Origin of the sequence: Hydrogenophaga sp. RWCD_12 (assembly GCF_046604225.1) — a bacterium.
Taxonomy (GTDB): Bacteria; Pseudomonadota; Gammaproteobacteria; order Burkholderiales; family Burkholderiaceae_C; genus Hydrogenophaga.
Genome location: NZ_JBKIXC010000001.1, coordinates 277,353 through 296,576 on the forward strand (window position 1 = coordinate 277,353; position 19,224 = coordinate 296,576).

At 63.4% G+C, this 19,224-nt stretch carries 19 protein-coding genes and 1 tRNA gene; all 20 read left to right on the forward strand.

Translation table 11 applies throughout. The features are described 5' to 3' along the window. The first annotated feature begins 46 nt into the window (after nt 1-46). The 20 genes from ACLIJ1_RS01365 (at nt 47) to nuoL (ending at nt 19,211) form a co-directional block, all read left to right on the forward strand. The gene (locus ACLIJ1_RS01365) at nt 47-1,321 is read left to right on the forward strand and encodes a branched-chain amino acid ABC transporter substrate-binding protein (RefSeq protein WP_411363682.1); all 1,275 of its coding nucleotides are present in this window, start codon (nt 47-49) and stop codon (nt 1,319-1,321) included. Between the two features lie 15 nt (nt 1,322-1,336). Then, the gene (locus ACLIJ1_RS01370) at nt 1,337-2,521 is read left to right on the forward strand and encodes a pyridoxal phosphate-dependent aminotransferase (RefSeq protein ID WP_411363683.1); all 1,185 of its coding nucleotides are present in this window, start codon (nt 1,337-1,339) and stop codon (nt 2,519-2,521) included. 112 nt (nt 2,522-2,633) lie between these two features. Then, complete coding sequence (gene rpsO, locus ACLIJ1_RS01375) at nt 2,634-2,900, forward strand: 30S ribosomal protein S15 (RefSeq protein WP_066254793.1); 267 nt, start codon at nt 2,634-2,636, stop codon at nt 2,898-2,900. Nucleotides 2,901-3,117: 217 nt separating this feature from the next. Continuing rightward, complete coding sequence (pnp, locus tag ACLIJ1_RS01380) at nt 3,118-5,247, forward strand: polyribonucleotide nucleotidyltransferase (protein ID WP_411363684.1); 2,130 nt, start codon at nt 3,118-3,120, stop codon at nt 5,245-5,247. A 21-nt stretch (nt 5,248-5,268) separates the two neighbouring features. After that, nucleotides 5,269-6,258 (forward strand): NAD(P)H-quinone oxidoreductase, encoded by a 990-nt coding sequence (locus ACLIJ1_RS01385; protein ID WP_411363685.1) that lies wholly within the window; start codon nt 5,269-5,271, stop codon nt 6,256-6,258. A gap of 23 nt (nt 6,259-6,281) precedes the next feature. Continuing rightward, the gene (gene tpiA, locus ACLIJ1_RS01390; RefSeq protein WP_411363686.1) at nt 6,282-7,025 is read left to right on the forward strand and encodes a triose-phosphate isomerase; all 744 of its coding nucleotides are present in this window, start codon (nt 6,282-6,284) and stop codon (nt 7,023-7,025) included. 33 nt (nt 7,026-7,058) lie between these two features. Continuing rightward, complete coding sequence (gene secG / locus ACLIJ1_RS01395; protein ID WP_411363687.1) at nt 7,059-7,463, forward strand: preprotein translocase subunit SecG; 405 nt, start codon at nt 7,059-7,061, stop codon at nt 7,461-7,463. A 166-nt stretch (nt 7,464-7,629) separates the two neighbouring features. Beyond that, nucleotides 7,630-7,714, forward strand: a tRNA-Leu gene (locus ACLIJ1_RS01400). A 49-nt stretch (nt 7,715-7,763) separates the two neighbouring features. Continuing rightward, on the forward strand, nt 7,764-8,123 hold the full coding sequence (locus ACLIJ1_RS01405; protein ID WP_411363688.1) for an NADH-quinone oxidoreductase subunit A: 360 nt from the start codon (nt 7,764-7,766) through the stop codon (nt 8,121-8,123). Nucleotides 8,124-8,150: 27 nt separating this feature from the next. Next, nucleotides 8,151-8,630: a NuoB/complex I 20 kDa subunit family protein gene (locus ACLIJ1_RS01410; RefSeq protein ID WP_411363689.1), complete on the forward strand. Its 480-nt coding sequence runs from the start codon at nt 8,151-8,153 to the stop codon at nt 8,628-8,630. Nucleotides 8,631-8,662: 32 nt separating this feature from the next. Next, nucleotides 8,663-9,283: an NADH-quinone oxidoreductase subunit C gene (locus ACLIJ1_RS01415; protein WP_411363690.1), complete on the forward strand. Its 621-nt coding sequence runs from the start codon at nt 8,663-8,665 to the stop codon at nt 9,281-9,283. A gap of 2 nt (nt 9,284-9,285) precedes the next feature. After that, complete coding sequence (locus ACLIJ1_RS01420; RefSeq protein WP_411363691.1) at nt 9,286-10,539, forward strand: NADH-quinone oxidoreductase subunit D; 1,254 nt, start codon at nt 9,286-9,288, stop codon at nt 10,537-10,539. Next, nucleotides 10,536-11,069: an NADH-quinone oxidoreductase subunit NuoE gene (gene nuoE, locus ACLIJ1_RS01425; protein WP_411363692.1), complete on the forward strand. Its 534-nt coding sequence runs from the start codon at nt 10,536-10,538 to the stop codon at nt 11,067-11,069. Before ACLIJ1_RS01420 ends, nuoE begins: the two co-directional genes overlap by 4 nt. Continuing rightward, entirely contained in the window at nt 11,066-12,427 is a 1,362-nt protein-coding gene (gene nuoF, locus ACLIJ1_RS01430; protein WP_411363693.1) for an NADH-quinone oxidoreductase subunit NuoF, read from the forward strand. The genes nuoE and nuoF overlap by 4 nt, the downstream gene beginning before the upstream one ends. Before the next feature lie 17 nt (nt 12,428-12,444). Next, the gene (nuoG, locus tag ACLIJ1_RS01435; protein ID WP_411363694.1) at nt 12,445-14,571 is read left to right on the forward strand and encodes an NADH-quinone oxidoreductase subunit NuoG; all 2,127 of its coding nucleotides are present in this window, start codon (nt 12,445-12,447) and stop codon (nt 14,569-14,571) included. Continuing rightward, entirely contained in the window at nt 14,568-15,656 is a 1,089-nt protein-coding gene (gene nuoH, locus ACLIJ1_RS01440) for an NADH-quinone oxidoreductase subunit NuoH (protein WP_411363695.1), read from the forward strand. The genes nuoG and nuoH overlap by 4 nt, the downstream gene beginning before the upstream one ends. A 19-nt stretch (nt 15,657-15,675) precedes the next feature. Continuing rightward, a complete protein-coding gene (gene nuoI, locus ACLIJ1_RS01445; RefSeq protein ID WP_411363696.1) occupies nt 15,676-16,185 on the forward strand; it encodes an NADH-quinone oxidoreductase subunit NuoI in 510 nt (169 codons plus the stop codon). Between the two features lie 23 nt (nt 16,186-16,208). After that, entirely contained in the window at nt 16,209-16,847 is a 639-nt protein-coding gene (locus ACLIJ1_RS01450) for an NADH-quinone oxidoreductase subunit J (protein ID WP_411363697.1), read from the forward strand. After that, nucleotides 16,844-17,152, forward strand: a complete 309-nt coding sequence (gene nuoK, locus ACLIJ1_RS01455) for an NADH-quinone oxidoreductase subunit NuoK (protein WP_411363698.1) — start codon at nt 16,844-16,846, stop codon at nt 17,150-17,152. Before ACLIJ1_RS01450 ends, nuoK begins: the two co-directional genes overlap by 4 nt. Nucleotides 17,153-17,180: 28 nt before the next feature. Continuing rightward, nucleotides 17,181-19,211 (forward strand): NADH-quinone oxidoreductase subunit L, encoded by a 2,031-nt coding sequence (nuoL, locus tag ACLIJ1_RS01460; RefSeq protein WP_411363699.1) that lies wholly within the window; start codon nt 17,181-17,183, stop codon nt 19,209-19,211. The last annotated feature ends 13 nt before the right edge of the window (nt 19,212-19,224 follow it).

Consider the following 19,224-nt stretch of genomic DNA (forward strand, 5'->3'; position numbering starts at 1 on the left):
CTTTCCCTACCCGGTGGCCTGGGGTCACCGCCATTGTGAAGACCCGATGAACCGACGTTCTCTCGTTTCCCGCGCTGCCCGTTTGCTGGTAGCGGCCATCGCCTCTGTCCCCTTGTTCGTCTCCGCACAGACTGCTGCGCCGGTCCGCATCGGCATGATCGAAGGCCTCTCTGGCCCGTTTGCCAACACCGGTGAAGCGGTCTGGCGCAACCTGGTGTGGGCCACCGAGCGCGTCAATGCGCGAGGCGGTGTGAAGCTGCCCGGCGGCAACCGTCCGCTGGAGATCGTGCGCTTCGACAGCAAGGGCCAGACCGAAGAGGCGCTCTCAGCCCTGCGCGCTGCCGTCGACAAGGACATCGCCATCGTCACCCAGGGGAATTCGTCGGCCGCCGCGGCCGGCCTGATCGACGCGATCAACAAGCACAACGAGCGCGAACCGCAACGCCAGGTGCTGTTCCTCAACTACTCCGCCGTCGACCCGGTACTGACCAACGAGAAGTGCAGCTACTGGCACTTCCGCTTCGATGCCCACGCCGACATGCGCATGAGCGCTCTGATGAGCGTCGTCAGGGACGACAAGGCGCTCAAGAGCATCTACCTCATCGGGCAGGACTATTCCTTCGGGCAGACTGTGCTGGCCGAGGCGCGCAAGCAGCTCGCGGCCCAGCGGCCCGACGTGAAGATCGTCGGCGACGAGCTGCACCCGATGGCCCGCATCAAGGACTTTGCCCCTTACGCCGCCAAGATCAAGGCCAGCGGCGCGCAGGCCGTGCTGACCGGCAACTGGGGCAATGACCTGACGCTGCTGGTCAAGGCCGCGCGCGAAGCGGGCTTCGAAGGCAGCTTCTACACCTTCTACGGCAACGCGCTCGGCGCTCCGGCGGCCATCGGCGATGCCGGTATTGGCAAGGTGATCGCTGTGGCAGACTGGTTCCCCAACACGCCGGGCAAGGCGTCCGAGGCGTTCTATCAGTCGTTCCGCCAGCGTTTCCCCAATCCGGCCGACGACTACGTGCACATGCGCATGCAGCTGATGGTCGAGTCGCTGGCGCAGGCGATTGAAAAGGCCGGATCCACGAAAGCCGCCGACATCGCGGCCCAGCTGGAAAAGGTGCAGGTCACGCTCGCGGGCCAGACCGCCCAGATGCGTGCGGGCGACCACCAGTTCCAGCAGCCGCTGGCGGTGGCGGTGATGGACCGGCAGGGAACGCCCGGCGCGAAGTTCGACGTCGAAGGTTCGGGTTACGGTTTTCGTGTGATCCGACAGCTGACACCGAAGCAGGCCGAGCAGCCGCACACCTGTACGATGCAACGTCCCTGATACATAGGAGCGTTCATGCGGCCGGTGGTGGAAAGTCTGGAAGAGTCGCGCATCCGCGAGGTGGCGAATGCGGGCATGGGCCGCAAGGACGTGCTGAGGTTCTGGTTCGGTGAGAGCGACGAGGTCACGCCCGAGTTCATCCGTGACGCGGCGATTGCCTCGCTCAATGCCGGTGAGACGTTCTATGCCCATAACCTGGGCCTACCCGAACTGCGCCACGCCATCGCCGGCTACACGCACAGCCTGCACCCGCAGCAGCCGACCGACCACTGGTTTGACCGCATCGCCGTCAGCTCGGGCGGGGTCAATGGCCTGATGCTGGCGTCGCAGACGCTGGTCGAGGCGGGTGACGAGGTGGTGGTGGTCACGCCTGCCTGGCCCAACCTGGTCGCGCAGCCGCAGATCATGGGTGCCCGGGTGCGCACCGTGCCGCTGACGGTGGCCGCCAATGGCGCATGGGTGCTGGACCTGCAGGCGCTGCTGGCGGCGGTGACGCCGGCGACCAGGCTGCTGATCGTCAACGCCCCCAACAACCCCACGGGCTGGACGCTCAGCCGACCAGAGCAGCAGGCGATCCTCGACCACTGCCGCCGCACCGGCACCTGGATCCTGGCCGACGAGGTCTACGAGCGCCTGTATTACGCGGGCGATTCGGCCAACGGCGCTGCGCCGAGTTTTCTGGACGTGGCCGGGCCAGACGACCGGCTGATCGTGGCCCACAGCTTTTCCAAGAGCTTCCTGATGACCGGCTGGCGCCTGGGTTGGCTGGTGCTGCCTCCCGCGCTGACCCACGCGGTGGGCAAGCTGATCGAGTTCAACACCTCCTGTGCCCCGGTGTTCGTGCAGCGGGCCGCCACGGTTGCCCTTCAGCGCGGGGATGAGGTCACACCAGCACTGGTGAAGCACCTGCAGGCCTGTCGCGACACCCTGGTGCCGCTGTTGCAGGCGGTGCCCGGCGTGACCCTGGCCAACCCGAACGGTGGCATGTACGCCTTCTTCCGGCTGGAGGGCCACGACGACTGCCTGGACGCCGCCAAACGGCTGGTCCGGGAGGCGGGGCTGGGCCTGGCGCCTGGCAGTGCTTTCGGGCCGGAGGCCGCCGGATGGCTGCGCTGGTGTTTCGCCAGCCGCGACCTGCACCGGCTGGAGCAGGGCGTGGAACGGCTGCGCGGTTGGCTTGAAGGGCGGCCTGGGCTATAATTGCCGGTTGCCGTCTGTTCTGGATGGCAATTCACGCCCGTTGCGGCGGCCGTCACCCCCGGGTGAGCCCGGCCTGCTGCGTCGGGACGCACGTCACTGACAGGAAATCCAAATGATCGAAAAAACCGTCAAGGCCGCCGTGGTGGCCGACAACGCCCGCGCTGCCAACGATACCGGTAGCCCCGAAGTGCAGGTCGCCATCCTGACCGCACGCATCAACGAACTGACCCCCCACTTCAAGCAGCACGCCAAGGACCACCATGGCCGCCGCGGTCTGCTGCGCATGGTCAGCCGCCGCCGCAAGCTGCTGGACTACCTCAAGTCCAAGGACGCTGACCGCTACGTTGCCCTGATCGCCAAGCTGGGTCTGCGCAAGTAATCTTGAGCTTGCCCTGACACGCAAAACGCCTGAGTTGGTTCGCTGGCTCGGGCGTTTTTCACTTTGAATTTCGGAAAAAGGGGACGAGCAGAGCGAAGCTGTGTCATTCCAAGGGGTTTGCGTCATCGCAGATCCGCTGGAATGGCATCGTGTTCTGCAGGTTTCTGACTCCGGGCCGCGGGCGGCGCCAAAGACGCCCACTCAACAGGAGAGACACATGACCATGTTCAACAAAGTCACCAAGACCTTCCAGTGGGGCCAGCACTCGGTCCGCATGGAAACCGGCGAAATCGCCCGCCAGGCCAGCGGCGCCGTGCTGCTCGACATGGAAGGCACCGTGGTGCTGGCCACCGTCGTCGCCAAGAAGGACGCCAAGGCTGGCCAGGACTTCTTCCCCCTGACCGTTGACTACCTGGAAAAGTCGTATGCCGCCGGCAAGATCCCAGGCAGCTTCTTCAAGCGCGAAGGCCGTCCCAGCGAATTTGAAACTCTGACCAGCCGCCTGATCGATCGCCCGATCCGCCCGCTGTTCCCCGAAGGCTTCTTCAACGAAGTGCAGGTGGTCATCCACACCGTGTCGCTGAACCCGGAAGTGGATGCCGACATCGCCGCCATGATCGCCACCTCGGCGGCCCTGTCGATCTCCGGCATCCCGTTCAATGGCCCGATCGGCGCTGCCCGCGTGGGCTACGTCAACGGCCAGTACGTGCTGAACCCCGGCCAGACCGAGCGCCAGAACAGCCAGATGGATCTGGTGGTCGCCGGCACGCAAGCCGCCGTGCTGATGGTCGAGTCGGAAGCCGACCAGCTGTCTGAAGAAATCATGCTGGGCGCCGTGGTGTTCGGCCACGAGCAGGGCAACATCGCCATCGCCGCCATCAATGAGCTGGTGCGCGACGCCGGCAAGCCCGAGTGGACCTGGCAAGCCCCCGCCAAGGACGAGCCGCTGATCGCCAAGGTCGAAGCTCTTGGCAAGGCCAAGATCGAAGCCGCTTACCAGATCCGCAACAAGCAGGCCCGCACCCAGGCCTGCCGCGAAGCCTACGCCGCCGTGATGGACGGCCTGAAGGCCGAAGGCGTGGCGTTTGACAGCGTGGCCGTCGAAGGTCTGCTGTTCAACATCGAAGCCGGCATCGTGCGTGGCCAGATCCTGGCCGGCGAGCCCCGCATCGACGGTCGCGACACCCGCACCGTGCGTGCCATCGAGATTCGCAACAGCGTGCTGCCGCGGACCCACGGCTCGGCCCTGTTCACCCGCGGTGAAACCCAGGCCCTGGTGATCGCCACGCTGGGCACCGACCGCGACGCACAGCGCATCGACGCCCTGTCCGGCGACTTCGAAGACCGCTTCATGCTGCACTACAACATGCCTCCCTTCGCCACCGGCGAAACCGGTCGCGTGGGCAGCCCCAAGCGCCGCGAAATCGGCCACGGCCGTCTGGCCAAGCGCGCGCTGATCGCCGCGCTGCCGACCAAGGAAGACTTCCCCTACACCATCCGCGTGGTGTCGGAAATCACCGAATCCAACGGTTCGTCGTCGATGGCTTCCGTCTGCGGCGGCTGCCTGGCGCTGATGGACGCCGGCGTGCCGATGAAGGCGCACGTGGCCGGCATCGCCATGGGCCTGATCAAGGACGGCAATCGTTTTGCGGTGCTGACCGACATCCTGGGTGACGAGGACCACCTCGGCGACATGGACTTCAAGGTGGCCGGTACGACCAACGGCGTGACTGCCCTGCAGATGGACATCAAGATCCAGGGCATCACCAAGGAAATCATGCAGGTCGCACTGGCCCAGGCCAAGGAAGCCCGCATGCACATCCTGGGCAAGATGCAAGATGCCATGGGTGAAGCCAAGACGGAAATCAGCAGCTTCGCGCCCAAGCTGTACACGATGAAGATCAACCCCGAGAAGATCCGCGACGTGATTGGCAAGGGTGGTGCCGTGATCCGTGCGCTGACCGAAGAGACCGGTTGCCAGATCAACATTGAGGAAGATGGCACGATCACCATCGCCGCCACCGACGGTGCCAAGGCCGACGAAGCAAAGCGCCGTATCGGCGAGATCACGGCCGAAGTGGAAGTGGGCAAGGTCTACGAAGGCCCGATCACCAAGATCCTGGACTTCGGTGCCCTGGTCAACCTGCTGCCCGGCAAGGACGGCCTGCTGCACATCAGCCAGATCGCCCACGAGCGCGTCGAGAAGGTCACGGACTACCTCAAGGAAGGTCAGATCGTGAAGGTCAAGGTCCTGGAAACCGACGAAAAGGGCCGCGTCAAGCTGTCCATGAAGGCGCTCCTGGACCGCAACAGCGGTGGCGAGCAGGCCCAGCAACAGCAGCAGTAAGCCGCGGAGCGTCCGAGGTCCATGCAAGCGGTCGAAATCAGCAGCTTCGGTGCCCCCGAGGTCCTGCGCCTGACGGAACGTCCAGCGCCGGTCGCGGGCGCCGGCGAGGTATTGATCCGCGTACGGGCTTCGGGTGTGAACCGGCCCGACGTGCTGCAGCGCAGCGGCGCATATCCGCCACCACCCGGAACTTCGGACCTGCCGGGTCTTGAGGTCGCCGGTGTCATCGAGTCTGGAGATGCCGATGCGATGGCGCAGGCGGGCTTCAAGGTTGGGGACCGCGTTTGCGCACTGGTGGCTGGCGGCGGTTACGCTGAACAATGTGTAGCTCCCGTGGGCCAGTGCCTGCCGGTGCCAGCCGGTCTCGACGACGTGCAGGCCGCAGCGCTGCCCGAAACCTTCTTCACCGTCTGGAGCAACGTGTTCGATCGCGGGCACCTCCAGCCGGGTGAAACCTTGCTGGTGCAGGGCGGCACGAGCGGCATCGGCGTGACCGCGATCCAGCTGGGCAAGGCGTTCGGCGCGACCGTGATTGCCACCGCCGGCAGCGACGACAAGTGCGCCGCTTGCCTGGAGCTTGGTGCTGACCATGCGATCAACTACCGCACACAGGACTTCTTGGCCGTGGCCAAGGATCTGACGGGCGGACAAGGTGTGAACGTGATCCTCGACATGGTGGCGGGCGACTACGTGGCGCGCGAGGTCGAGTGCCTGGCGGAAGACGGCCGGCTGGTCATCATTGCGGTGCAGGGTGGCGTCAAGGCTGGCTTCAACGCAGGCCTGGTGCTGCGGCGCCGGCTGGTGATCACAGGTTCCACATTGCGTCCGCGCCCGGTCGCGTTCAAGACCGCGATTGCGCAGGCGCTGCGCGCCAGGGTCTGGCCATTGCTGGAGCGGGGGCTGGTGAAGCCGGTCATTCACAGCACCTTTGCTGCTGCACATGCGGCCGACGCCCATGCATTGATGGAAACCAATCAGCATATCGGCAAGATCGTGCTGACCTGGGCTTGAACCAGGAATTCCCGGAGACTTTGATGAGCAGAAAACTGATCGCAGGCAACTGGAAGATGAACGGCGGACTGGCCGCCAACGAGGCGCTGATCAAGGCCATGCTGGCTGACATCGGCCAGCCGGCTGCGGATGTCGCACTGTGCGCACCCGCACCCTATCTCGCCCAGTTGCAGGGATTGCTGCAAGGTACCCCGATCGGCTGGGGCTCGCAGGACGTGTCCGCTCACGAGCAGGGAGCCTACACGGGTGAGGTGAGCGTCGCGATGCTCAAGGATTTTGGTTGCCGCTACGCCATCGTCGGTCACAGCGAACGACGCCAGTACCACGGCGAAACGGATGAGCTGGTGGCCGCCAAGGCACAGCGCGCTCTGTCGGTGGGCGTGACTCCCATCGTGTGTGTCGGCGAGACGCTGGCGCAGCGGGAAGCCGGCGAAACCGAGGCTGTGGTCAAGCGCCAGTTGGCTGCCGTGATCCATGCGGTCGGCCATTGCATTACCGAGTTGGTGGTGGCATATGAGCCCGTGTGGGCAATTGGTACCGGCAAAACTGCCACGCCCGAAATGGCACAGGCGGTGCACGCGGTGCTGCGTGCGCAGCTGGCCGCCGCGACCACGAACTCCAAGCGGGTGCACATCCTCTACGGCGGCAGCATGAATGCCACCAATGCCGCCAGCCTGCTGGCGCAACCTGACATTGATGGTGGTCTGATCGGGGGCGCTTCCCTCAAGGCTGCCGACTTCCTGCAGATCGTCGCCGCTGCTGGCTGACGCTCGCACTTTTCTCGAATTTTCGGAGCAGACATGAACGTTTTGATGACCATCCTCCAGGCTGTCCAGATCCTTGCCGCGATCGGCATGATCGGCCTGATCCTGATGCAGCACGGCAAAGGCGCCGACGCTGGCGCCGCCTTTGGGGGCGGTGCTGGCTCCGCCAGCCTGTTTGGTGCCACCGGTGGCGCGAACTTCCTTTCGCGGATGACGTCGATCCTGGCGGGCGTCTTCCTGGCATCTACCCTGGGCCTGGCTTACTTCGGGCACAGTGTGCCGGCGGCGGCCAAGACCGGCAGCGTGCTCGAGTCTGCAGTCCCCGCTGCGCCGGCCAATACCGCACCTGCTGGTGGCGCTGCTCCTGCTGCATCGACCCCTGCCCCTGCCGAAACCCCTGCAGCGCCCGCAACGGGCGCTGCGCAGATCCCCGGTAAGTAAGTCGGCTGACAGCCAGCTTTCGCAGCGGTGATGGCTGTGGCGCCATCACCGCTGCGCCCCTGAAAAAGCCTCGGGTTGCTCCAAAACCCGGGGGGTTTCAGGGTAAACTCTATGGGTTGTCAAGAACGCTCACATCAGCCCTCGTGAGCCAGACAACGCAGACCCAGCCGACGTGGTGAAATTGGTAGACACGCTATCTTGAGGGGGTAGTGGCGAAAGCTGTGCGAGTTCGAGTCTCGCCGTCGGCACCAAATACAGGCAGGCATGGCGCCAAAGCCATGCGCATGGAACCGACCCACGATGAGTCTCGAACAATATCTCCCCGTGCTCTTGTTCATCCTGGTCGGTCTGGCCGTTGGCGTGATCCCCCAGGCCCTTGGCTACATCCTGGGTCCCAATCGCCCGGATGCCGCAAAGAACTCGCCGTACGAATGCGGCTTCGAAGCCTTCGAAGACGCCCGCATGAAGTTCGACGTTCGCTACTACCTGGTGGCGATCCTCTTCATCCTCTTCGACCTTGAAATCGCGTTTCTGGTGCCGTGGGCCGTTGCGCTGACCGACATCGGTTCGGCCGGTTTCTGGACAGGTGTGGTGTTCCTGATCGACCTGCTGGTCGGGTTCATCTACGCCTGGAAGATTGGCGCCCTGGACTGGGAATGATGCGCCGTCAGGCGATCTGGAGCACACATGATTGAAGGCGTCCTCAAGGAAGGTTTCATCACGACGAGCTATGACTCGGTGGTGAACTGGGCCAAGACCGGCTCGCTCTGGCCCATGACCTTTGGTCTGGCCTGTTGCGCGGTGGAAATGATGCATGCCGCTACGGCCCGCTACGACATTTCGCGTTTCGGCGCTGAAGTGTTCCGCGCCAGTCCGCGGCAGTCCGATCTGATGATCGTGGCCGGCACGCTGTGCAACAAGATGGCACCTGCCCTGCGCAAGGTGTATGACCAGATGGCCGAGCCGCGCTGGGTGCTGTCGATGGGGTCCTGCGCTAACGGTGGCGGCTATTACCACTACAGCTACTCCGTGGTGCGCGGTTGCGACCGCATTGTCCCGGTGGATGTCTACGTGCCCGGCTGCCCGCCGACCGCCGAGGCTTTGCTGTACGGAATCATCCAGCTGCAGCAAAAGATCCGCCGCACCAACACGATCGCACGCGCCTGACCCGCAGGCCACTGTCCGAGAAAGCCGATCCCATGAGCGATACCGCCCAAGCTTTTGCCCTGCGCCCCGAGGCGATCAAGGAGGCGCTGTCAGCGCTCCTTGGTGATCGCGTGAAGTCGATCCAGGTGGCGCGTGAAGAAGTCACGGTCACTGTCGATGCTGCGCAGTACGTCAGCGTGATGCAGACCCTGCGCGATGCTCCCGAAGCCCGTTTCGAGCAGTTGATCGATCTCTGCGGACTGGACTACTCCACCTATGGCGAAGGTCGCTGGGAAGGCGCCCGCTTCGGTGTGGTGGTCCACCTCCTGTCGGTGAGTCTGAACCAGCGGGTGCGCGTGCGCGTGTTCGCTCCGGAAGACGACTTTCCGGTGGTGGCCTCGGTGTCGGAACTGTGGTCATCGGCCAACTGGTACGAGCGCGAGGCGTTCGATCTGTACGGCATCGTGTTCGAGGGCCACAACGACCTGCGACGCATCCTGACCGACTACGGTTTCATCGGTCATCCCTTCCGCAAGGACTTCCCGCTGTCCGGGCACGTCGAAATGCGCTACGACGCCGAGCGTCAGCGCGTGGTCTACGAGCCGGTGACGATCGAGCCGCGCGAGATCACGCCGCGCGTGATCCGTGAAGACAACTACGGCGGATTGCACTGATCATGGCTGAAATCAAGAACTACACCCTGAACTTCGGTCCTCAGCACCCGGCCGCGCACGGCGTGCTGCGACTGGTGCTCGAGCTCGACGGTGAGGTCGTGCAACGCGCCGACCCGCACATCGGGCTGCTGCACCGCGCCACCGAAAAGCTGGCCGAGCACAAGACCTTCATCCAGTCGCTGCCCTACATGGACCGCCTGGACTACGTGTCGATGATGTGCAACGAGCACGCTTACTGCCTGGCGATCGAGAAGCTGCTGGGCATCGAGGTGCCAGTTCGGGCGCAGTACATCCGCGTGATGTTCAGCGAAATCACCCGCATGCTCAATCACCTGATGTGGCTGGGTTCACACGGCAACGATTGCGGCAGTTCCACAATCCTGATCTACGCGTTCCGCGAACGCGAAGACCTGTTCGACATGTACGAGGCGGTGTCTGGCGCCCGCATGCACGCCGCCTACTTCCGTCCGGGTGGCGTTTACCGCGACCTGCCGGACACCATGCCGCAGTACAAGCACAGCAAGATCCGCAATGCCAAGGCAATGGCGGAGATGAACACGAACCGCCAAGGTTCGCTGCTGGACTTCATCGACGATTTCACCCAGCGCTTCCCGACCTACCTGGCCGAGTACCACACGCTGCTGACCGACAACCGCATCTGGAAACAGCGCACGGTCGGCATTGGTGTCGTCACACCCGAGCGCGCGCTCAATCTGGGCATGACCGGACCGATGCTGCGCGGGTCCGGCATCGCCTGGGACCTGCGCAAGAAGCAGCCCTATGAAGTGTATGACCGCGTCGACTTCGATGTTCCGGTCGGCAAAACGGGCGATACCTACGACCGCTATCTGGTTCGCATGGAAGAGCTCAAGCAGTCCAACAGCATCATCAAGCAGTGCGTGGACTGGCTGCGCGCCAATCCGGGGCCGGTCATCACCGGCAACCACAAGGTGGCGCCGCCCTCGCGCGAGGCGATGAAGTCGAGCATGGAAGAGCTGATCCACCATTTCAAGCTCTTTACCGAAGGTTTCCATGTGCCCGAAGGCGAGGCCTATGCCGCCGTCGAGCACCCCAAGGGTGAGTTCGGCATCTACCTGGTGAGCGACGGCGCCAACAAGCCGTACCGCCTGAAGATCCGCGCCCCCGGTTTCACGCACCTGTCCACGCTGGATGAAATGGCCAAGGGTCACATGCTGGCCGACGCGGTGGCCATCATCGGCACGATGGACATCGTTTTTGGAGAGATTGACCGATGATCTCGACCCCCGCACACAACGGTCCCGTGACTGCCATCGAGCTGTCCGAGGCGACCAAGGCGCGTTTTGCCCGCGAGGTCGCCAAGTACCCTGCCGAACAGGCGCAGTCGGCCGTGATGGCCTGCCTGTCGATCATCCAGCAGGAGCAGGGATACGTTAGCAACGCCGCCGAGCAGGCGATTGCCGACTACCTCGGCATGCCGGTGATGGCCGTCCACGAAGTGACGACCTTCTACAACATGTACAACCAGCGGCCGGTGGGCAAGTTCAAGCTCAACGTCTGCACCAACCTGCCGTGCCAGCTGCGCGACGGTTACACCGCGCTGCACCACCTGGAAAAGAAGCTGGGTATCGCGATGGGCGAGACCACGGCCGACGGCATGTTCACGCTGCAGCAAAGTGAATGCCTGGGCGCATGTGCCGACTCGCCGGTAATGTTGGTGAACGACCGCCACATGTGCAGCTTCATGAGCAATGACAAGTTGGACCAGCTGATCGACGGCCTGAAGGCCTCGGAGGGCAAGCAATGAACGCCCAGCAAGTGTTGTCGCAGTTCAGCGCCACCGGCGCGCAGACCTGTTTCCACGGTCGTCACATCGAACCCCAGATCTACAAGGATCTGAACGGCAGCAACTGGTCTCTCAAGGAATACGAAGCCCGCGGCGGCTACCAGGCCCTGCGCAAGGTGCTGGGCATGGACGGTTCGGCGCCGAACCCCGAGACCGGCTTTGTGGGCATGACCCAGGACCAGGTGATCGCGACCGTCAAGGACTCCGCGCTACGCGGTCGTGGCGGCGCCGGTTTCCCGTCGGGTCTGAAGTGGAGCTTCATGCCCCGCCAGTTCCCGGGCCAGAAGTACCTCGTCTGCAACTCCGACGAAGGCGAGCCGGGTACCTGCAAGGACCGCGACATCCTCATGTACAACCCGCACATCGTCATCGAAGGTATGGCGATTGCGGCGTATGCCATGGGCATCAACGTGGGCTACAACTACATCCACGGCGAGATCTTCGAGGTGTACGAGCGCTTCGAAGCGGCCCTGGAAGAAGCCCGCGCCGCCGGCTACCTCGGCAACAACATCATGGGCTCGAACTATTCGTTCCAGCTGCACGCGTTCCACGGTTTTGGCGCCTACATTTGCGGTGAAGAAACCGCGCTGCTGGAATCGCTGGAAGGCAAGAAGGGCCAGCCCCGCTTCAAGCCCCCGTTCCCGGCCAGCTACGGCCTGTACGGCAAGCCAACCACCATCAACAACACCGAGACCTTCGCTGCGGTGCCCTGGATCATCCGCAACGGTGGTTCGGCCTACCTTGAGTGCGGCAAGCCCAACAACGGCGGCACCAAGATCTTCTCGGTCAGCGGTGACGTGAACCTGCCGGGCAACTACGAAGTCCCGATGGGCACGCCCTTTGCCAAACTGCTGGAGCTCGCCGGTGGTGTTCGCACCGGCCGCCAGCTCAAGGCTGTGATTCCTGGTGGTTCGTCCTCGCCGGTGCTGCCCGCGTCGGTGATCATGGAATGCACGATGGATTACGACTCGATCAGCAAGGCTGGGTCGATGCTGGGGTCCGGCGCCGTGATCGTGATGGACGATTCGCGCTGCATGGTCGAGTCGCTCAAGCGCCTGTCCTATTTCTACATGCACGAGTCCTGCGGCCAGTGCACACCCTGCCGTGAGGGCACCGGCTGGCTCTGGCGACTGGTCGACAAGATCGAACGCGGCGAGGCCAAGCCCGCCGACATGGACCTGCTGGACAACGTGGCCGAGAACATCATGGGCCGCACCATCTGCGCCCTGGGCGATGCCGCCGCGATGCCTGTGCGCGCCATGCTCAAACATTTCCGGCACGAGTTCGCGGCCATGATCAAGGCCGATGTGGCCGCCTGAACACGAGACGACACACCATGGTTGAAATCGAACTCGACGGCCAGAAGGTCGAAGTGCCCCCGGGCAGCATGGTCATGCATGCGGCCGAGAAGGCGGGCACCTACATTCCGCACTTCTGCTATCACAAGAAACTCTCCATCGCCGCCAGCTGCCGCATGTGCCTGGTGGAGGTGGAAAAGGCCCCCAAGCCCATGCCCGCCTGCGCCACGCCGGTGACCATGGGCATGATCGTGCGCACCAAGTCCGACAAGGCCATCAAGGCCCAGAAGTCGGTGATGGAATTCCTGCTGATCAACCACCCGCTGGATTGCCCGATCTGCGACCAGGGCGGCGAGTGCCAGTTGCAGGACCTGGCCGTGGGCTACGGCGGTGGCGCCTCGCGCTACGACGAAGAAAAGCGTGTGGTGTTCCACAAGGACGTGGGTCCGCTGATCTCCATGGAAGAGATGAGCCGCTGCATCCATTGCACCCGCTGCGTGCGCTTTGGTCAGGAAATTGCCGGCGTGATGGAGCTGGGCATGTCCCACCGTGGTGAACACGCCGAGATCGAGACCTTTGTCGGCCAGTCGGTGGACTCCGAGCTGTCGGGCAACATGATCGATGTCTGCCCGGTGGGTGCGCTGACCAGCAAGCCCTTCCGCTACAGCGCCCGCACCTGGGAGCTCTCGCGCCGCAAGAGTGTGAGCCCGCACGATTCGACCGGTGCCAACTTGATCGTGCAGGTCAAGAACCACCAGGTCATGCGCGTCGTCCCGCTGGAAAACGACGCCGTCAACGAGTGCTGGATCGCCGACCGCGACCGTTTCTCGTACGAAGCTCTCAACAGTGAAGATCGTCTGACCCAGCCCATGCTCAAGCAGGGTGGTGAATGGAAGACGGTGGACTGGCAGACCGCACTGGAATACGTGGCCAATGGCCTGCAGCAGGTCAAGGCCAGCCATGGCGCCGGTGCGATCGGTCTGCTGGCCAGCCCGCACAGTACGGTCGAGGAGCTCGCACTGGCTGGCGCTCTGGTCCGCGGCCTGGGCAGCGAGAACATCGACAGCCGACTCCGCTATGCCGATTTCGGCAACGCGACATGGGCCAACCAGTCGCGCTGGCTGGGTCGCCCCATCGCCGAATTGTCGCAACTCCAGCGCGTGCTCGTGGTGGGATCGAACCTGCGCAAGGACCACCCTCTGCTGGCGCAACGCATTCGCCAAGCCGCTCGCAAGGGTGCACAGGTCAATGTCCTGAACGCTCAGGCGCAGGATTGGGCCATGTCCCTGAAGAATGTCGTGCTGGTCGACAGCAGTGTCTGGGTCAGCGCGCTGGCCGGTATCGCTGCCGCCGTGGCTGCCGAAACCGGCGTTCAGTCGCCCGTCGCCGGCAACGTGAACGATGAGGCCCGTGCTGTGGCCAAGTCTCTGCTCGGTGGTGAACAGAAGGCCATCCTGCTGGGCAATGCGGCCGCTCACCATGAGAAGGCTTCCAGCCTGCTGGCGCTGGCCAACTGGATCGGTCAACAGACCGGTGCCACGGTCGGCTACCTGACCGAAGCGGCCAACACCGTGGGCGCCCAACTGGTGCGCGCCCTGCCGGGGCTGGGTGGTCTCAACGCTGGTCAGATGCTGGGCGGCCATCTCAAGGCGGCCGTGCTGCTCAACACCGAGCCGGCCTTCGACACCGCGGTCGGTGCTGACGGACTGAAGAGCGCCGACATGGTGGTCACGCTCAGCCCGTTCAAGGCCAACCTGGACATCAGCGACGTGCTGCTGCCGATCGCTCCGTTCACCGAGACGTCCGGTTCTTTCGTCAACGCCGAAGGCCGCCTGCAGAGCTTCCACGCTGTGGTCCGGCCACTGGGCGATACGCGTCCTGCCTGGAAGGTGCTGCGAGTTCTGGGCAACCTGCTGGGTCTGCCTGGCTTTGATGCCGATACGTCGCAGGCCGTGCTGTCCGCCGCCCTGCCGGGCGTGGCGTCCGGTGCGGTTGTGGACGCGGCCCGCCTGAACAATGCCGATGCGAGCGTGGGACCGGCTGCTGCCGACCAGTCGCCGGCGCAGTCTTCCCCCTGTGTGGCAGCGATCTACCAGCTGGACGGCCTGGTGCGCCGAGCCACCTCGCTGCAACTCACGAGCGACGCCCGAGGAGCCCGCGCATGATCGACGCGATGTACAACGGGGGCCTCGGCCTCATCAATGCCGCCTGGTGGACCACCGCAGCATGGCCTGTCATCTGGGGCCTGATCAAGATCGTGGCCGTGCTGGCACCGCTAATGGGCGCCGTGGCCTACATGACGCTGTGGGAACGCAAGCTGCTGGGCTTCATGCAGGTGCGTGTCGGTCCCAACCGTGTGGGTCCCAAGGGTCTGCTGCAGCCAATCGCTGACGCGGTCAAGCTGCTGACCAAGGAACTGATCAATCCGACGGCTGCCAGCAACGGCCTGTTCCGCCTGGGGCCGGTCATGGCCATCATGCCGGCGCTGGCCGCATGGGTGGTTGTGCCGTTTGGCCCGGAAGCCGTGATTGCCAACATCAACGCTGGCCTGCTGGTGATCCTGGCGATCACATCGATCGAGGTCTATGGCGTGATCATCGCTGGCTGGGCGTCGAATTCGAAGTACGCCTTCCTGGGCGCCCTGCGCGCCTCGGCGCAGATGGTGAGCTACGAAATCGCCATTGGTTTCTGCTTCCTGATTGTGGTGATGGCTGCTGGCAGCCTGAACCTCGGTGACATCGTTGTCGCGCAGTCGACCGGCCGCTGGGCCGAGTTCTGGAAGGGCATCGGCCTGGACTTCATGGGCTGGAACTGGATCCTGATGGCTCCGGTGTTCCTGGTCTATCTGATCTCCGGTGTCGCTGAAACCAACCGCCATCCGTTCGACGTGGTCGAAGGCGAAGCTGAAATCGTGGCCGGTCACATGGTCGAGTATTCGGGCATGGGTTTCGCCATCTTCTTCCTCGCCGAGTACGCCAGCATGTGGCTGGTGTCGATCCTGGCCGTCCTACTGTTCATGGGTGGCTGGAGTTCGCCAATCGGCTTCCTTTCGTTCATCCCTGGCTGGATCTGGCTGGGCGCGAAGACCTTCTTCGTGATCTCGTGCTTCATCTGGATCCGCGCCACCTTCCCGCGCTACCGCTATGACCAGATCATGCGTCTGGGCTGGAAGATTTTCATTCCCGTGACCCTGGTCTGGCTGCTCGTGGTTGCCGCCTTGATTCAGTCTCCCTGGAATCCCTGGAAATAACAGCGGGCGAAAGAAAGATATGTCCACTACCGCCGTCGCTCCCTTCTCGCTGCGCGACTTCTTCAAGAGTTTCATGCTGGTGGAGCTCTTCAAGGGTATGGCCCTGACCGGCCGCTACGCCCTGCGTCGCAAGGTCACGGTTCAGTTCCCGGAAGAGAAAACCCCGCTGTCGCCACGCTTCCGCGGTCTGCACGCGCAGCGCCGCTATGAAAACGGTGAAGAGCGTTGCATTGCCTGCAAGCTTTGCGAAGCCGTTTGCCCAGCGATGGCCATCACCATCGAGGCTGGCGAGCGCGAGGACGGCACGCGCCGCACCACCCGCTATGACATCGACCTGACCAAGTGCATCTTCTGCGGTTTCTGCGAAGAAGCCTGCCCGGTCGACGCCATCGTCGAAACGCACATCCTGGAATACCACGGCGAAAAACGCGGTGACCTGTACTTCACCAAGGAAATGCTCCTGGCCGTCGGTGACCGCTACGAGCCCGAGATTGCCGCCGCCAAAGCCGCGGACGCGAAGTACCGCTGAATCAGCCGGCGAAAGACAAGACCATGGACTACCAGACCGGCTTCTTCTACCTGTTTTCGGCGGTGATGCTGTTCGCCGCCTACCGCGTCATCACGTCGCGCAATCCTGTGCACGCCGTGCTCTACCTGATGCTGGCTTTTTCCCAGGCGTCCGGCCTGTGGCTGCTGCTGAAGGCTGAATTCCTCGGTCTGACCCTGGTGCTGGTGTACCTGGGTGCCGTGATGGTGCTGTTCCTGTTCGTGGTCATGATGCTCGACATCAAGCTCGACGGTGACCGCTGGGGCTTCTGGCAGAACTTCCCCCTGGCCGCGACGCTGGGTGGTCTGGTTGCTGCCGAACTGATCGCCGTGCTGTGGATTGGCTTTCCGAAGCTGGTGGCACCGGTGGCCGAACAGGCCGCCAATGTGCCGAACACCAAGCTGCTGGGTCAGCTGATGTACACCAAGTACCTGTACCCGGTCGAAATCGCCGCCGTGATCCTGCTGGTCGCCATGTTTGCCGCCATCGCACTCACCCTGCGCCAGCGCAAGGACAGCAAGGCCATCGATCCGGGTTTGCAGGTCCGTGTGCGTGCCGCAGACCGTCTGGTGGTCGTGAAGATGGCCGCCACCAAACCATCCGCGCCTGCCCAGGCAGTCGCCGCCGAGGAGGGCAAGGCATGAGCCTCACATTGGGACATTTCCTGTCGGTTGGCGCGATCATGTTCGCGCTGTCCGTGATCGGCATCTTCCTGAACCGCAAGAACATCATCGTGCTGCTGATGGCCATCGAACTGATGCTGTTGGCGGTCAACATGAACTTCGTTGCCTTCTCGCACTACCTGAACGACCTCAACGGTCAGGTGTTCGTGTTCTTCATCCTTACCGTGGCCGCCGCCGAGTCGGCCATCGGCCTGGCCATCCTGGTGCTTCTGTTCCGCAGCAAGACGACCATCAGCGCCGAAGAACTCAACACTCTCAAGGGTTGACGCCCGGGACACGACAGGCAAGCACACCATGAGCACCACCCTTTCCGCAACGACCCTGCTGGCCGTGCCCCTGGCACCGCTGGTGGGTTCGGCCCTCGCCGGCATTCTGGGCACCACGTTCGGCGGCAACCTGATCGGTCGCCGCGCTTCGCATTCCCTCACGATCCTGGGTGTGCTGGTGGCCTTCGTCATTTCCGCCCTGACGCTCAAGAGCGTGGCGGTCGACGGCGCCCGGTTCAACCAGACCATCTACGAATGGATGACGGTCGGCGGCCTGAAGATGGAGATCGGATTCCTGATCGACGGTCTGACCGCCATGATGATGTGCGTGGTCACCTTCGTTTCGCTGATGGTCCACCTCTACACCATCGGCTACATGGAAGAGGACGCCGGCTACAACCGCTTCTTCGCCTACATCTCGCTCTTCACCTTCTCCATGCTGATGCTGGTGATGAGCAACAACCTGCTGCAGCTGTTCTTCGGCTGGGAAGCGGTGGGCCTGGTGTCCTACCTGCTGATCGGTTTCTGGTTCAACAAGCCGACCGCGATCTTCGCCAACATGAAGGCGTTCCTGGTGAACCGCGTGGGTGACTTTGGTTTCATCCTCGGCATCGGCCTGATCGTGGCCTATGGTGGTTCCCTCAACTACACCGAAGTGTTCGCCAAGGCGCCCGAACTGGCCAAGATGGGCTTCCCCGGTACCGACTGGCTGCTGGTCACCGTGATCTGCATCTGCCTGTTCATCGGTGCCATGGGCAAGTCGGCCCAGTTCCCGCTGCACGTCTGGCTGCCGGACTCGATGGAAGGTCCGACCCCGATCTCCGCGCTGATTCACGCCGCCACCATGGTGACGGCCGGCATCTTCATGGTCACGCGCATGTCACCGCTGTTCGAGCTGTCCGACACCGCGCTGAACTTCGTGATGGTGATCGGTGCCATCACGGCGCTGTTCATGGGCTTCCTGGGCATCATTCAGAACGACATCAAGCGCGTGGTGGCCTACTCGACACTGTCGCAGCTGGGTTACATGACCGTGGCTCTGGGGGCTTCGGCCTATTCGGTCGCGGTGTTCCACCTGATGACCCACGCGTTCTTCAAGGCGCTGCTGTTCCTGGCTGCGGGCTCGGTGATCATGGGCATGCACCACAACCAGGACATCCGCTGGATGGGAGGCGTGCGCAAGTACATGCCGATCACCTGGATCACCTCGCTGCTGGGCACGCTGGCCCTGATTGGCACACCGCTGTTCTCGGGCTTCTATTCGAAGGACTCGATCATCGAGGCGGCCCACTTCTCGAACCTTCCAGGCGCCCATTTCGCCCACTTTGCTGTGCTGGCCGGTGTGTTCGTGACCTCGTTCTATTCGTTCCGCCTGTACTTCCTGGTCTTCCATGGCAAGGAGCGCTACGACCAGAACCCGGACGCGCACCATGGTCACGACGAACACCACGACGACCATGGCCACCATGGCGATGGCAAGCCGCATGAAACCCCCTGGGTGGTGACCGTGCCGCTGCTGCTGCTGGCCATTCCTTCCGTTGTCATCGGCTTCATGACCATCCAGCCGATGCTGCTGGGTGATTTCCTGCGCGATGCCATCACCATCAACACCGAGCTGCATCCGGCGATGGAGAAGTTCGCCGAGGAGTTCCACGGGCCGCTGGCCATGGCCATGCACGCATTCACGACCGCACCGTTCTGGCTGGCTCTTTCCGGTGCCGTGCTGGCCTGGTACATGTATCTGATCAATCCGGCGGTACCGGCTGCGATCGGTCGCGCGCTCAAGCCGATCGTCACGATTCTGGAAAACAAGTACTACATGGACTGGTTCAACGAGAACGTCCTCGCCCGCGGCGCTCGTGCTCTGGGTACGGGGCTGTGGAAGGGTGGAGACCAGGGTGTGATCGAGACCGGCGTGGTCAACGCAAGCTGGCGCTTCGTCGGCGGCTTCTCGTCGGTGGTGCGTGGCTTCCAGAGTGGTTATCTCTACCACTACGCACTGCTCATGATCGTGGGCGTGTTCCTGTTCATGACGTATTTCGTGTGGCTCGCCAAATAAGGAGAACAAGAAG